We start from the raw sequence: 13,046 nt of genomic DNA on the forward strand, positions 1-13,046 counted from the left end.
GAACCGGATCCCCCCGACAAGGCGTGTTGTCTCCCCGACCGAGGGCTAGGCGGGCACCGGCTCCTGCGGCACGAGGTCGGGCAGCATCCAAGCGGTCGTCGACAACTCGCCGTCGTTCGCGGTGCTCTCGATGGCCAATGTGGTGGCCGAGGCGATCGGCGCGACGCTTACGGCACCGGAGTAATCGGCGATGTACAGGCGCGTCCCATCCGGGCTTTCCACCACGCACGACGGCTGCGTACCCGCCCCGATGGTGGCGATGACGTCGTGGGTCAGCGTGCACAACACGGTGACGCCGACGTCGCTGACCAGATAGGCGCGATCGCCGTCGGCGGACAGCGTCATCCCGGTGAGGATGCCGATCTCGCCGACCTTGCGCGTGTTGGTGATCTTGTTGGTCCGGGTGTCGATGACGTCGACCACGACCCCCACCTCCGGAGCGCAGCTCGCCACGTAGGCGAGCGCACCGGTGGGGCTCAGTGCGACGTCGCGGACGGGCAAGCCGATCTCCACGGTGCCGACCACCCGCAACGCGGTCTGCTGGCCGGTGCTGCGCTTCTTCCGCCAGCCTGCACGGCTGCCGGCCTCGTCGGACTGCGCTTTCGTGCCGATCGCGACGAGCCGGCCGCCGGCGGGGCCGTTGATCCCCACATAGGCCCGAGTTCCGTCGGGGCGCACGCGCACACATTCCGTCGCGGTGCCCGGCGCCGCGGCGTCCGCGACATCGATCGCCTGGATCCGGCCGGTCGCGGTGTCCAAGACCGCGAGGTCGGCGACACCGGCCGCGTTGCGGCTCGCATACACTTGGCGCCCCGCGGAATCGACCGCGAGATCGCTCACGCTGAGTGCCAGCGGATGTGTTGCGACCACCGCGTTCGTGGACATGTCGACGACCTGGATCGAATCGTAGGACGCCGATGCCGTGCTGACGTATGCCTTTCCCTGGCCGCCCACCGCAATGGCAAACGGCTCGTCCACGCCGTCGATCGTCTCGACGACGCGGAAGGTGTCGGTGTCGACGACCGAGACGCGGTCAGCTCCGTAGTTGGTCACCATCAGTCGTCGGCCGTCGCGGCTGATGGCGATGCCGCTGATCGGGCCGTTGCCGACCGCGATCTCCACAGCCACCGGGGCCACCGGTGTCGGGTCAACCTCGACGATCTCGCGGGCGGCCTCCCGGCCGTTCAGTTCGCTCACGTTCGTACCGCCTTCGCTGTTGTTGACGGCCATCCCCAGCGCGCGCCAGTCGCCGCAAACCGTGATGCGACACCGGCGGCTGGGGATAGCCGCATTTCAGCACCCGAAAAAATGCGCTGATCTGCACAAATTTTACTGGCCGAATTTCGGCCAAAAAGCATTTAGATCGGCACTGTCGGCTAAATCACCGTGCGGCCTCAGGATCCGCTCAGGTGATAGTTACCGAGTATATACACGGTCACCCGCTGGCGAACAACCCGAGCAACCCCTAACTGTGGATATGCTAATCCTAGCTAACTATGCTGTGGGCGTCTACCCGATAGCGGCGTAAGAATTTATTAGGTTTGTCGGCAAAAAGAGGCAAATGTCACATTCTTCCGATTGCCCGTGTCGCCGGTGGAATTAGATGCTCGTGTGTCCGCGGAAACACCGACGTCGATTCCCGCCTGCTCAGCGCTCGACGTTCGTCGACGTCAGAGCGCGTCGTGGTCGCGTTCCCCGGTCCGGATACGGACCACGCTCTCGACCGGAGAAACCCACACCTTGCCGTCGCCGATCTTTCCGGTGCGAGCGACAGCGACGATGGCATCCACCACTCGCTGGACAACCTCGTCGTCGACCACAACCTCGACACGGGCCTTGGGGACGAAGTCGACTGCGTACTCGGCTCCGCGATAGACCTCGGTATGCCCACGTTGCCTGCCGTAACCCTGGACTTCGGTGACGGTCAAACCAAGCACACCAGCGGACTCAACGGCATGCCTGACGCCATCGATCGTGAACGGCTTGACGATCGCCGTGATCAGCCTCATGGCATCAACCATCCACTGGCTCAGTGGGTTTGGACGCCACTGCCTCAGCTCGGGGAGCCGCCGGTAAATCGACCCGGCGACCGGTGACGAGCGCTTCGTCAGGGTAGGCCTCTTCGTCGTGCACACCGACGTCACCCGTTTCCAGGACCTCGTCGGGCAACCGCAATTTCATGAAGAGGCCAAGGATTTTCAAAATGACAAACGTGACAAGCGCATCCCAGAAAATGACGGTGGCCGCGGCACCCGCCTGGATCAATATCTGCTTTGGGTGATGCCCCCACAGCCAACCGGAGTAGGTCACGTCCTGCCCCCCAGTTCCGCCGAGGTACACAACGACCTTGGGGTCGGCGAGCACCCCGACGAGCAACCCGCCGGCCAAACCCGCCACCCCGTGCGTGTGGAACACACCCAGGGTGTCATCGACTTTCTGGAACAGTCGTGTTCTACCAAGCCAATTCCAGGACATCCAGACAAGCGACGAGGCGACGACGCCAATGACCATCGCGCCGAAACTGTTGACATAACCGGCCGCCGGGGTGATCGCGACCAGCCCGGTGATCATGCCGTTGATGGCGCCCAGAAACGTCGGCTTGCGCTGCTTGCTCGCGAATATGTCCCAGAGCACCCAGGTCAGCAGGGAGACCGCGGTGGTGAGGTTGGTGTTGATTACCGCCAGCGAGGCGTCGGCACCCGAGAAGTACGGGTCGCCGCCGTTGAACCCATTCCAGCCCAACCACAACACGCCGGCGCCGACCGCGGCCATCGGAAGGTTGTTCGGCACCGCGCGTTCCCGATCACGCGCCAGCCTCGGACCGATCACCGCGGCAGCGACGAATCCGGTTGTGCCGGCTGCGAGATGGATCACGTACCCGCCGCTGTAGTCCAGAGCGCCTGCCTGCGACCACCAGCCGCCGCCCCACAACAGGAACGCGTTGACCGAGTACGCAAACGTCGACCACAGCGGCACGAAGATCAGCCACACCTTGAAGTTGATCCGGCCGATGACGCTGCCGAGGAACAGCAGTGGCGTGATGGCGGCGAACACGAACTGGAAGTACGCCAGCGTGGTCTCCGAGAAGCGGAATTTGGGCATGGTGCCGTCCAGCAGCGGGATGACGGCCTGCTCTTGGTTGTTGGTGCTGAGGATCGTACGAGGAATTCCGATCGCGGCGCGCAGGATGCCGGGGCCGAGCTTCAGCGGCTGGCCAAAGCCCAGCTTGAAGCCCCACAGCACCCACACGACGAGCACCAGCGAGAAGCCGGTGAAGGCCATCAGCATGGTGTTGACGGCCCACTTCTTCTGGACAATCCCGCCGTACAGAACGGCGATGCCGGGAATACTCATCAGGCCGACGAGCGTCGCCGCCACCAACTGCCAGGCGTTGTCTCCGGGATTTAGCCAATCAGGATAGGGCACCATGGTTCAGACACACCCCAATTCGAGCCAACCGGCTCATTGGAATCAGCTGCCGTGCGTATCACGCCGTAACGGGTGGAAGCGTCGAATCTGAATGTTTCAGTGGTGTATTCAATGGTTTAAATATTCATTGCATATGCCCAGCGCGGACGATCGTCCCTGATGAAGCATGGTTTCAAGGCAACTTTTCCGGCGGTGGCCGACCAAATTGAGAAATGACTGGCGGTCACCTGTAATTTAGCTGAATTTTCGCTGCGAATTACATATCCCGCTTTGCCAACTAGCTAATTAGCTAAGCTGCTTTGCTGCCAATCCAAGATTACTTCTGCATTTGCAGCGCGATGTCGTAGGTCAATTAGCTGAACTGCGTCTTCGGCCGCGCAAGGCTGACACCGTCGACGGCGATGTCGAGCTTCTCGTTGTAGAAGGCCACCAGGCCCGCGATCTGACTTACCGCCGGCAGCGGGAAGTGATACGTCCACGCGAGGTCGGTATGCACGGTGTCGCCGATGCGCACCGACCAGTAGCCCGACGTCACCCCTTTGTACGGGCACTGCGTCTGGGTCGGGCTGGGCTCCAGGTGCGCGAAAAAGACATCGGTGGGGTCGATGTAATACCTTGTCGGCAAACCGGTTTCGAAGAGCAGCACCGGCGACTGGGTATCGGCCAGCACGACGCCGTCGCGCTCGACCCGAATGTGCCGGTGCGAGCGCAGCGCGTCGACCCGCGAGTAAGGGTTGCGCGGGTGGACGTAGATGGGCTCGTCTTCCTCGAACCACCGCAGCGCGTCCCATTCGAAACGCACGGTGCCTGCCACCGGGCTGTCGCTGTCGGCGTCGAACACCCGCGCGGCCGACGGGTGCGTCTGGCCGGCCCCGACCAGGGCATGCATTCGCGACGCCCCGAACTGCACCTTCTGCGCGTGGTTCTCGTCGCGCAGAAACTCCGGGCGCACATCCGCCAGCGGCACGTAATACGCCGGGTAATAAGGGATTTCCCACACGTAGCGTGCTGCGGTCGTGTCGAAGACCAGCTCGTCGCCCAGGAAGCCCCGGACCCGCCGCGGTGCGGGCTCGATCCGTCCGCGGGCGGCGGCGGTCTGGGGGTAGTCATTCTCGGTCATGGCTCACCTACTGATCCTTGGACGCGAGGCCGGCCGGCGCATTCGCAATCGCTTTGTGGATGGCGTCGGCCAACGCCAGCGCGCTTTCCGCGGTGAGCTCCAGGGCGACCCGCGCCGACGGTCCCAGCTCCGGATTGAGCACGTCGATGTTGACCGTGTGGCCGTAGGGCGCGTGGACAGGGTGGTCGACGTAGACGGTCGCGCGGTCGGCACCGAACCACCCCAGCGCGCCCTTGCCGCTGCCATCGATCTCGACGTGCTCGGTCAGATATGTGCACATAGGTTGGCGGACCTAGCCTTTCAGGTGAGTGCCGAAGAAATCGTCGATGCGGCGCCAGCCGTCGACGGCCGCCTCGGGCCGATACGCCGGCCGGTCGACGGAGAAGAACGAGTGACCCGCGCCCTCGTAGGAGTGGAATTCGTGTGGCTTGTCGAACTTGGTCAGCTCGGCGTCCAGCGTGGCCACCGCGGCCGGGGCCGGAAACCTGTCGTCGATCCCGAACAAGCCCAGCAGCGGACAACTCAGCTTGGGCGCCAGGTGCAGGATCGGTTGCATCGCCTTGGGCAGTCCGTCCGGCCGATCCTCGACGATGAAGGCGCCGTAGCAGTCCACCGCGGCGTCGAACTGCAGCGAGCAGGCGGCCAGGTAGGCGTGCCGGCCGCCCGAGCAGTGACCGATAACGCCGAATTTGCCGTTGGCCCCCGGCAACGACCGCAGGTGCTCGACCGCCCCCGCGACATCGCCGACCAAGCGCTCATCGGGCACCCCGCCCGCCGCGCGCACCGTCGCGGCCGCGTCGTCGGGAGCGGCGCCCGGTGCCTCGCGGGAGTACAGATTCGGCGCCACCGCGTGATAGCCGCTGACGGCAAGCCGGCGAACGAACTCCTTGGTTTCCCGGTCGTAGCCGGGCATGTGATGGATCCAGACGATCCCGCCGCGCGATCCTTCCGCGAGCGGCTCGAAAACTGGACAAGCGCGATAGGCCTCGACCTCGTCACCGCCGTGGCCGGTGATGGTGATCGTCTCCGCGCGAATGGCGTCCGGGCTGACCGCGTTCATCGAAATGCTCCTTGCTGGGCCGCAATCGGGTGCGGAGCGCCTGCGGCTCGTCCGGGTGCTTGTCGGGGGCGCGCCCGCCGGAAACCAACGTATCCGAACTTCAACGAGGGGCTCAGCCGGGCCCTTCAGCGCCGCTTTCGTCGAGTATGCGTCCTGGGTGTTGCGCCTGCGCCCAGGGCGGCGACACGCCGATGAGCCTCGCCGAATGCGCACGCCCAAAGCCGTTGACGCACAATCGAAGCAGCGACGGCGGCGCAGGCGACTCGGGCCTCAGCCGACCTTGATAGGAACGGTCTCCGACTCCATCGTGGGGGGCAGCTTCCTCGTGTCGACCGTCAGAATCTCGCCGCTGTCCTGAGCGCCGTTGGGCGCCATCTTGGGCTTGAGCGCAAACGGCACAGTGGTGGAAGCCAGGCCGGCCAGCCCGAAATCGCTGTCGTTGGCCACGAATATCGTCTTTCCGCCGTCCGGGGTGACGACGCCTTCGATCTTGGCGTGTCCGAAGAAGTTGCCGTCGGCGGAGAGCGCCCGGAGCAGGTCGGTGAGATCAAGCTTGAGCTTCTTGCCGGCTACGGTGATGCCGGCGGCGCGGAGTTTGGCGGTGGCCGCGTCGACCCCGCCGATCCCGACGAAGGTCTCGATCGGAACGCCGTTGATCAGCAGCCCGCCGCCGTCGGCCTGATAGGTCGCCCCGGGCAGCTTCGCGCGCGGCCCGACATCGGTGGCCCCGGAGATGTCGGCCAGGTAGATCTTCTTGTTGCCCTTGGGTTGTGGCTCACCGTCAAGCTCGTCGACCAGGAAGGTGGTGCCCGTGACCGCGGTGATTTCCGAGACCGCGACCTTGGTCTGCTGCGGGTTGGCCAGCGGGTACAGGTACTCGTGCACGTCGCTGCGGTTGGCGAGTCTGATCGTGACGATGCGGGTGATCGGGACCGACGTCGACGGGCCGACCAGTCCCGGTGTTTGCAGCGCCGACTGCATGATGCCCACCAGTGTGGTGCCGTCGGGGGTGACGGTCAGGCCCTCCATCCCCTGGTTCGGGCTGCGCAGCGACAGCTCTTTGGGCAGAGTTTCGTCGAACGGCGAAAGGCGTTCCAGCTCTTTGCCATTGGCGTCGAAATGGACGATGAACGGGCCATATTCGTCGGAAACCCAGAACGTGCCGTCCGGTAACGCGACCAAGCCCTCGCCGTCCAGGCCGTGATCGGACGGCGGCAACGGTGCGCCGTTGATGTCGACCATCGACTCGCCGGTGGTGGCCTGCGGGTGGGACAGCCCGACCAAGGGGGCGCCGTCCTTGCCGGCCAGCGTGATGATTTGCTCCACCGACGCCACACCGTCGGCGAGCTTGAGCTTGGCTATCTGCGGGTGGAAATCCGGTATCGGGAAAACGATTTCGTTCGGCGTGCGCCCGGCGACATTGGGACCCCGGTCGGTCAGGCCGTAGATCTCGTTGGAGCTACCCGGTACCGGGGCGATTGCGGAACCGTGCGCATTGGCCTGGATGGCGACGCCGCCGACAGTGGCGAGCGGCGGCAAGTTCTCGGCGTAGAGCTTGACGCTGGGCGTGACGGTGATGTGGAGCCGATCGGTGCCGGTGAAGCCGGCATCGGGGGTGTAGATCATCGCGCCGTTGGCGCCGTACGCGATGCTGCCGTGCTCGGGCTTGCCGAACGCCACCGGCGTCTCTCCATCCGTTACGGCCAGCATCTGGTCACCGGTGATGGTCAGCGCCTTGCCGGCGCTGGTGCTCAACTCCGGCTTAGCGCCTGCCCCGGAGCCAGCCGACGAGCAGGCCGCCACCGTGATCAGCACCATGGCCGCAGCCAGCGGCCAGGTCCTCTTGGATGCCATGCAACGACCTAACAAGTGGAAGTTGTCGCCCTGGTGAATGCCGCGCGCGCCGACAGCGTGCCCTAGTGCTTCTTTTCGCGCACCTTGTAGGACGAGGGCCACGACTTGCGCGACTCGTCTCCGGTCAGCGGAGTTCCCATCCCCCCGACCTTCACGCTGTACGCCTCCTTGCCCGGCCCGACCTCGCGATTCGCGTGCTCCTGGGCAAGGTAATACAGCTCATCGATCGTTGCTTCGTCGTAGGCGACGAACGAGGTTTCCCGGGCCAGATCCTCGATCCCGGAGAGCATCCGCTCCGGCACATACCGTGACGCCAACGCCGCCAAACCCAGGAGCGAGTACGGGATGACCCAGTAACAGATGAACAGCAGCGGGGTATGCGTGTCGAGGATGGTGGCCTCGCGTCCGCCGAACTCCTCCAGGACCGGCGGAATCGCGGACGACACCGTCATGCCGGCGAACGCGGCGATCCAGATCCAGGACAAGACATCGGTGATCCGGTCGAACAGCTCGGTCTTGACCACGTCGGGAGGCTGCTCCGCCGCGGCGAACTCGCGCACGAACGACTTGCCGACCAGCTGGCCGACGAGAGCCACCAGGAAGATCCCGCCACTACTGAGTGGCTGGATCCATCGGTGCATGAACGACTCGCTGAGCGTGAACGTCAGAACCGTCAGCACCGCGAATGTGGCGACCGCCCCGACCTCCAGGGTGCCGCCCGACTTACCGAGCAGGCGCCCGATCAGATACGCGGCGGCAGCGATCACAAGCGCGACAACCACGGCGGTCTTGAAAGGAACATTGCCAACCAGCACCCAGTAGATAAGCCACGGCGCAAATCCAAAGAGCATGCCCACGGTGGGCCAGTGTATGAGTTGCTGGCTCATACCGCGGCGCGCACCGCCGCATCGCGTCCTGCGACAACCCAGCAAAGCCATTACATTGCGTCTGTAGTGAACGACGATCCGCGCAACGACGTGGTCTCCCGGCAATACGACCGGTGGCAGTACCCGCCGCCCATCGACGACCTCGAGACCTACGCGAAGAACAACTGGGAGTGGTTCGACCCGTTCCGGGCGCACCGGGTGTTGTGGCCGGACCGGGACTACCGGCCCGACCTGGACATTCTGATCGCGGGTTGCGGCGCTAACCAGGCGGCGGTATTCGCCTTCACCAACCGCGCCGCCAAAGTCGTGGCCGTCGACGTCAGCCGATCGGCACTGAATCACCAGCAATATCTGAAAGACAAGCACGCCCTGCACAACCTGGAACTGCACTTACTTCCGATCGAAGAGGTGTCAGCGCTGAGCCTCGACTTCGACCTGATCGTGTCCACCGGCGTTCTGCATCACATGGCCGACCCGTTGGCGGGCATGCGGGCGCTCGCCAGCTGTTTGCGCCGCGACGGCGCCATGGGGGTGATGCTCTATGCGAGGTACGGCCGGATCGGGGTCGAGCTGCTCGAGTCGGTTTTTCGCGACTTGGGGCTGTCTCAGGACGAGGCATCGGTGCAGGTGGTCAAGGACATCATCGCGGTGCTGCCCGCCGATCATCCCGTCCGCAGCTACTTGACGGTGGCTCGCGATCTGCTAAACGACGGCGCCCTCGTCGACACCTTCCTGCATGGCCGCCAGCGCAGCTACACCGTCCACGAATGCCTCGATCTGGTCGCCTCGGCCGGGCTCACATTTCAGGGGTGGTTCCACAAGTCTCCGTACTATCCGCACGAAATCCTCACGCCGTCAAGCAAATTCGCATCTGACCTAGCGAAATTGCCCGAGATCGAACTGTGGTCGGTGATGGAACGACTGCAACCTAAGAATGCAACACATTTTTTCATGGCCTGCCGCCCGGACCGCCCGAAGGAGCAGTACACGATCGACTTCTCGGCGGCCCAGACCCTTGACTACATTCCCATGTCGCGCACCGCGTGCCTGTTGTCCGGGGCCGACCTGATGGGACCCGGCGCCCGGCTGCGGCTCGGCCCGGCCGATCTGGCTTTCGCGCAACTCGTCGACGGCCGTCGCAGCATAGGTGAGATCGCCGCCGTGGTCGCACAGCGCGGTGACGGTGCCGCAGGCGAGGCGGAGAGCCATGCGCGCAGGCTTTTCCGTGAGCTATGGCGGATGGACTTTCTGGCGATGGCCATCGGCGCGTGCTCGCCATAGCTGTAATACGTTGTATTGGAACGCCGCTCGTGGCGACAATCGAGCGCAGACGGATGCCGCCCATTCCGTCGGCGAGACATAATGTCAGGACGAAGTTAGGATTCGGGTCTTGCACGACGGTAATTCACACCAAGGAGTCGACGGATGAAGAAAACGGCACGGTTGGCTGGCCCGATCGCAGCCGTTGTGGCCGGCCTCCTTGGCATCGCCGCCGCCCCGATCGCGACTGCCGACCCAGCAGATGACACGTACCTGCAGACCCTGCAGCAGCGGGGGCTGAGCTGGGCAAACGGCCAGGACGGGACGATGATCAACGTCGGCCACGCGGTGTGCACGGACTTTGCCGGTGGGGACACGATGGAGCAAACCGTCGGCGATGTGAAAAAGGCCCTCGGGGTGAGCAACAACGGTGCGGGCAGCATCGTGGGTGCGGCGGTTGCCGCCTACTGCCCGGAGAACCGCAGCAAAATGTGAGCTGGCCCCGGCATGGGGCGCGGGCGTCGCCCGCCGGTCACCACTTCTTCCGCGTTAACGGGTGATCACACCCGAGGCGTGTGCTCGGTGAGCACTTCTTTTGTCGTGCCCCCAGTCGGACTCGAACCGACACTGGACGGATTTTAAGTCCGCTGCCTCTGCCAATTGGGCTATGGGGGCCCCGGCGGCGAATGTAGCGCGCGAGCCGCAGATCTCCGACACCGCGTCCCATCCGAATTTGCCCGATTTCTGGGGGTGCGCGCTGGAGGAGCTTCGCGTAAGATCCGCGCGCCGCGCGATTTTTGGCTGTAGCGCCCTTAGTGTCAGATGACACGGCTATGTCGAGCGCCAGGACCTTGTTAAAACTGCCGGCGTCGTCGTTAAAAGGCCGTAAACGCCCGTCACCCACGCCATTTCAATCGGGAACTTGGTCGGTGGGGAAATTAGCCTTACGCCATCACACAGGGGCTTGTACGCCACCACGCAGGTTGACCCAGAGCCTTGGGTCGACATGGTTCCAACACCAGAGGAGCAATGGATGTCATTCCTGACAACAGTGACTGAAGAGTTGCTTGCCGCGCAGCAACTGCTCGGGGGGGTGAATACCAACCTGGCAGCGCAGAACGCGGGCGCCGCGTCGGCGACCACCATCATCGCTCCCGCGGCCGCCGACCCGGTTTCGATCCAGCAGGCGGCCACCTTCTCGACGTTCGGCACCACCTACCAGGGGACCGCGGCCGACGCTCAGGCACAGCTGGAGTCGTATGTGGCCAACCTGGGTGTGAGCTCCAACAGCTACGGCGACGCCGAGTCGGCGAATGCGGCCTCGGCAGTCCTTTCCAATGCGATCAGTCCCAACGCTGCCGCTGCCGCGGTCGCTGCCCCCGGTCCCGGCAGCAGTGCGCTCGACATCCTCCAGTACCTGCTTGGTGGCACCGGTAACTACACCAACCCGACCATGCTGGGCGGGATATTCGGCCTGTCGAGTAATGGGGCCAACATCCTCAACATCGGTGGTGGCAACTGGGCATCGGCCGCTTCCGACCTGGTCGGGATGGCCGGTGGTGGTCTGCTTCCCGCCGGAAGTGACACCATCGGCGACGCTGCCGCCGCCGCCGGCGCCGCGGACCTCGCCGCCTCGACGTCGCCAGCGCCGATCGGCATGGCGGGCATGGGCGGCATGCCGGTGGCCGCGTTGGGCCAGGGCACCCTGGTCGGCCAGTTGACCGCGCCCCCGACTTGGGCCGGCGGCCAGGTCACGCCGGTGGTGGGCACCACCGCGACGCCGCTGCAGACCGTGGGCTGGACCGGCGCCGCACCGCAAGCGGGCACGGGAATGGTGCCCGGCATGCCCGGCATGGTCGCCCCCGGTGCGGGACGCGCCTCCAGTGGCTTCGGTGCGCCGCGCTACGGCGTCAAGCCGATCGTCATGCCGAAGCCGACAGCCGTTTAGCAGCGATTCAACCAAAGCGATATTCGGACAGATAGAAGGAGCGGGATACAAAAATGGCTATTGATTTCGCGGCGTTGCCTCCAGAGATCACCTCATCGCTCATGTACTCCGGTGCGGGCGCCGGGCCGCTGATGGCCGCCGCGACGGCGTACGCCAACCTGGCCGCCGAGGTGAGCGCCACCGCAAGCCAGTGGGAGTCCATCATCTCGTTGCTGACCACCGAGCAGTGGACGGGTGGCGGGTCGGCAGCGGCGGCAACCGCGGCCCAGCCCATCGTGACCTATCTGACCGAAACGGCGGCGACACTCGAGCAGGCCGCCGCCCAGGCCACGGCGTCGGCGGCCGCCTATGAGGCGGCGTTCGCGGCGACGGTGCCCCCGCAGCTGGTCCTCGCTAATAGAACTACACAGGCGGCCTTACTGCCGCTCGCCGTCATCCCGACCGTCGCCGCTGAGATCGCGGCATTGGACGCCCAGTACGCCGAAATGTGGGTCCAAGACGCCACCACGATGGCCACCTATCAGGCCGCGTCGATGGCGGCCGGCGTCCTGACGCCGGTGACGCCGCTGACGACGACCACCGACCCGGGTGCGCAAGGGCTCGCTACCGCCAATGCGTTGGCGGCCCCGGCCGCGGCCCCGCTCGCGAGCATCAGCGCCGCCCTGCCTTTCCAGAGCACGGACCTGCTGCAGTCGATCGACGGCTTCCTCGGCACCCCGGCGGTCTTCAACGGGATCAACGGCGCGGTCAACACCGCGGCCTGGTTCGTCATGAACACCATCCCGACGGCAGTTTCGCTGGGTCACACGTTCGCCGGTGCCGCGGTGCCGGCAGCGGCGGTCAGCGACGTGGTCCCCGAAGCCGGCTCGGCCGGCGTGGTCGAGGGGACCATGGTCCGAGCGGTCACTCCGGTCGGCGGCCTCGGTGCGGGCGCGATGGGCAGCCTGGGCCAGGCCACCACGGTCGGCAAGCTCTCGGTGCCGGCCACCTGGTCCGCGGCCACCCCGACGGCGGAGTTGGCTTCGGCCACCGCTCCGCTCGAGGGCTCGGGCTGGCAAGTCGCCACCGAGGAAGCCGGGACGGGCATGGGCGCCCCCGGTATGCCGGGAATGGTCGGCGCAGGTGCCAAGGGCGCCGGCGCGTTCGGCGGCTCGGGACCGCGGTACGGCTTCAAGCCGATTGTCATGCCCAAACAGGTCGTCGTGTGACGCACAAAAAAGGGTCACATGTAACTCGTTGGAGGCCGGCAGTTAACCGCTAAGCCGTAATCTGTGCGCTGCGCGGCTACCGCCGCACAGCTACCAATCGCAAAGACTTCCATGAATGAAGGCATCAACCGAAAAAGGAGAAGGGCAACATGGCAACACGTTTTATGACCGACCCGCACGCGATGCGTGCGATGGCGGGCCGCTTTGAGATGCACGCGCAGACGGTGTCGGATGAGGCTCGCAAGATGTGGTCGTCGTCGATGAACATCGCCGGCGCTGG

12 protein-coding genes, 1 tRNA gene and 1 pseudogene are annotated in these 13,046 nt (G+C 65.2%); 5 read left to right on the top strand and 9 right to left on the bottom strand.

Annotated features, from left to right (window positions below):
- Window positions 1-45: 45 nt before the first annotated feature.
- From ACZY0B_RS13340 to ACZY0B_RS13375, 8 genes are all read right to left on the bottom strand, one after another.
- Window positions 46-1,197, bottom strand: coding sequence for a YncE family protein (locus ACZY0B_RS13340; RefSeq protein ID WP_463764587.1), 1,152 nt, complete (start codon window positions 1,195-1,197; stop codon window positions 46-48).
- 473 nt (window positions 1,198-1,670) lie between these two features.
- On the bottom strand, window positions 1,671-2,009 hold the full coding sequence (locus ACZY0B_RS13345) for a P-II family nitrogen regulator (RefSeq protein ID WP_463764588.1): 339 nt from the start codon (window positions 2,007-2,009) through the stop codon (window positions 1,671-1,673).
- Window positions 2,010-2,013: 4 nt separating this feature from the next.
- Window positions 2,014-3,429, bottom strand: coding sequence for an ammonium transporter (locus ACZY0B_RS13350; protein ID WP_463764589.1), 1,416 nt, complete (start codon window positions 3,427-3,429; stop codon window positions 2,014-2,016).
- 352 nt (window positions 3,430-3,781) lie between these two features.
- Window positions 3,782-4,549 carry a DUF427 domain-containing protein gene (locus ACZY0B_RS13355; protein WP_463764590.1) on the bottom strand — a complete coding sequence of 256 codons (768 nt, stop codon included), beginning with the start codon at window positions 4,547-4,549 and terminating at the stop codon, window positions 3,782-3,784.
- Window positions 4,550-4,556: 7 nt separating this feature from the next.
- A complete protein-coding gene (locus ACZY0B_RS13360; RefSeq protein WP_463764591.1) occupies window positions 4,557-4,829 on the bottom strand; it encodes a DUF6295 family protein in 273 nt (90 codons plus the stop codon).
- A 12-nt stretch (window positions 4,830-4,841) separates the two neighbouring features.
- A complete protein-coding gene (locus tag ACZY0B_RS13365) occupies window positions 4,842-5,609 on the bottom strand; it encodes a dienelactone hydrolase family protein (protein WP_463764592.1) in 768 nt (255 codons plus the stop codon).
- 270 nt (window positions 5,610-5,879) lie between these two features.
- Window positions 5,880-7,463 (bottom strand): esterase-like activity of phytase family protein, encoded by a 1,584-nt coding sequence (locus ACZY0B_RS13370; protein WP_463764593.1) that lies wholly within the window; start codon window positions 7,461-7,463, stop codon window positions 5,880-5,882.
- A gap of 62 nt (window positions 7,464-7,525) precedes the next feature.
- Window positions 7,526-8,320, bottom strand: a complete 795-nt coding sequence (locus tag ACZY0B_RS13375; RefSeq protein WP_463764594.1) for a hypothetical protein — start codon at window positions 8,318-8,320, stop codon at window positions 7,526-7,528.
- Window positions 8,321-8,416: 96 nt separating this feature from the next.
- Between ACZY0B_RS13375 and ACZY0B_RS13380 the strand changes: the two genes are divergently transcribed.
- Together ACZY0B_RS13380 and ACZY0B_RS13385 are read left to right on the top strand one after the other, a co-directional pair.
- Complete coding sequence (locus tag ACZY0B_RS13380) at window positions 8,417-9,631, top strand: class I SAM-dependent methyltransferase (RefSeq protein WP_463764596.1); 1,215 nt, start codon at window positions 8,417-8,419, stop codon at window positions 9,629-9,631.
- A gap of 144 nt (window positions 9,632-9,775) precedes the next feature.
- Window positions 9,776-10,105 (top strand): DUF732 domain-containing protein, encoded by a 330-nt coding sequence (locus ACZY0B_RS13385; RefSeq protein ID WP_463764597.1) that lies wholly within the window; start codon window positions 9,776-9,778, stop codon window positions 10,103-10,105.
- A 106-nt stretch (window positions 10,106-10,211) separates the two neighbouring features.
- Here the strand turns inward: ACZY0B_RS13385 and ACZY0B_RS13390 are convergent.
- Window positions 10,212-10,285 (bottom strand) — tRNA-Leu (locus tag ACZY0B_RS13390).
- A gap of 358 nt (window positions 10,286-10,643) precedes the next feature.
- Between ACZY0B_RS13390 and ACZY0B_RS13395 the strand changes: the two genes are divergently transcribed.
- The 3 genes and pseudogenes from ACZY0B_RS13395 to ACZY0B_RS13405 all read left to right on the top strand — a co-directional run.
- Window positions 10,644-11,558 (top strand): PPE family protein, SVP subgroup, encoded by a 915-nt coding sequence (locus ACZY0B_RS13395; protein WP_463764598.1) that lies wholly within the window; start codon window positions 10,644-10,646, stop codon window positions 11,556-11,558.
- A gap of 53 nt (window positions 11,559-11,611) precedes the next feature.
- Window positions 11,612-12,766, top strand: a complete 1,155-nt coding sequence (locus ACZY0B_RS13400; RefSeq protein ID WP_463764599.1) for a PPE family protein, SVP subgroup — start codon at window positions 11,612-11,614, stop codon at window positions 12,764-12,766.
- Window positions 12,767-12,915: 149 nt separating this feature from the next.
- Window positions 12,916-13,046: pseudogene (locus tag ACZY0B_RS13405) on the top strand (WXG100 family type VII secretion target); the annotation flags it as partial.

Source organism: Mycobacterium sp. IDUB_19 (assembly GCF_055419445.1).

Excerpts from the sequence above, each read along its gene's own strand:
- ACZY0B_RS13385 (WP_463764597.1), top strand. The coding sequence starts at position 9,776 with ATGAAGAAAACGGCACGGTTGGCTGGCCCGATCGCAGCCGTTGTGGCC.
- ACZY0B_RS13370 (WP_463764593.1), bottom strand. The coding sequence starts at position 7,463 with ATGGCATCCAAGAGGACCTGGCCGCTGGCTGCGGCCATGGTGCTGATC.
- ACZY0B_RS13350 (WP_463764589.1), bottom strand. The coding sequence starts at position 3,429 with ATGGTGCCCTATCCTGATTGGCTAAATCCCGGAGACAACGCCTGGCAG.
- ACZY0B_RS13395 (WP_463764598.1), top strand. The coding sequence starts at position 10,644 with ATGTCATTCCTGACAACAGTGACTGAAGAGTTGCTTGCCGCGCAGCAA.
- ACZY0B_RS13400 (WP_463764599.1), top strand. The coding sequence starts at position 11,612 with ATGGCTATTGATTTCGCGGCGTTGCCTCCAGAGATCACCTCATCGCTC.
- ACZY0B_RS13365 (WP_463764592.1), bottom strand. The coding sequence starts at position 5,609 with ATGAACGCGGTCAGCCCGGACGCCATTCGCGCGGAGACGATCACCATC.
- ACZY0B_RS13345 (WP_463764588.1), bottom strand. The coding sequence starts at position 2,009 with ATGAGGCTGATCACGGCGATCGTCAAGCCGTTCACGATCGATGGCGTC.
- ACZY0B_RS13355 (WP_463764590.1), bottom strand. The coding sequence starts at position 4,549 with ATGACCGAGAATGACTACCCCCAGACCGCCGCCGCCCGCGGACGGATC.
- ACZY0B_RS13360 (WP_463764591.1), bottom strand. The coding sequence starts at position 4,829 with ATGTGCACATATCTGACCGAGCACGTCGAGATCGATGGCAGCGGCAAG.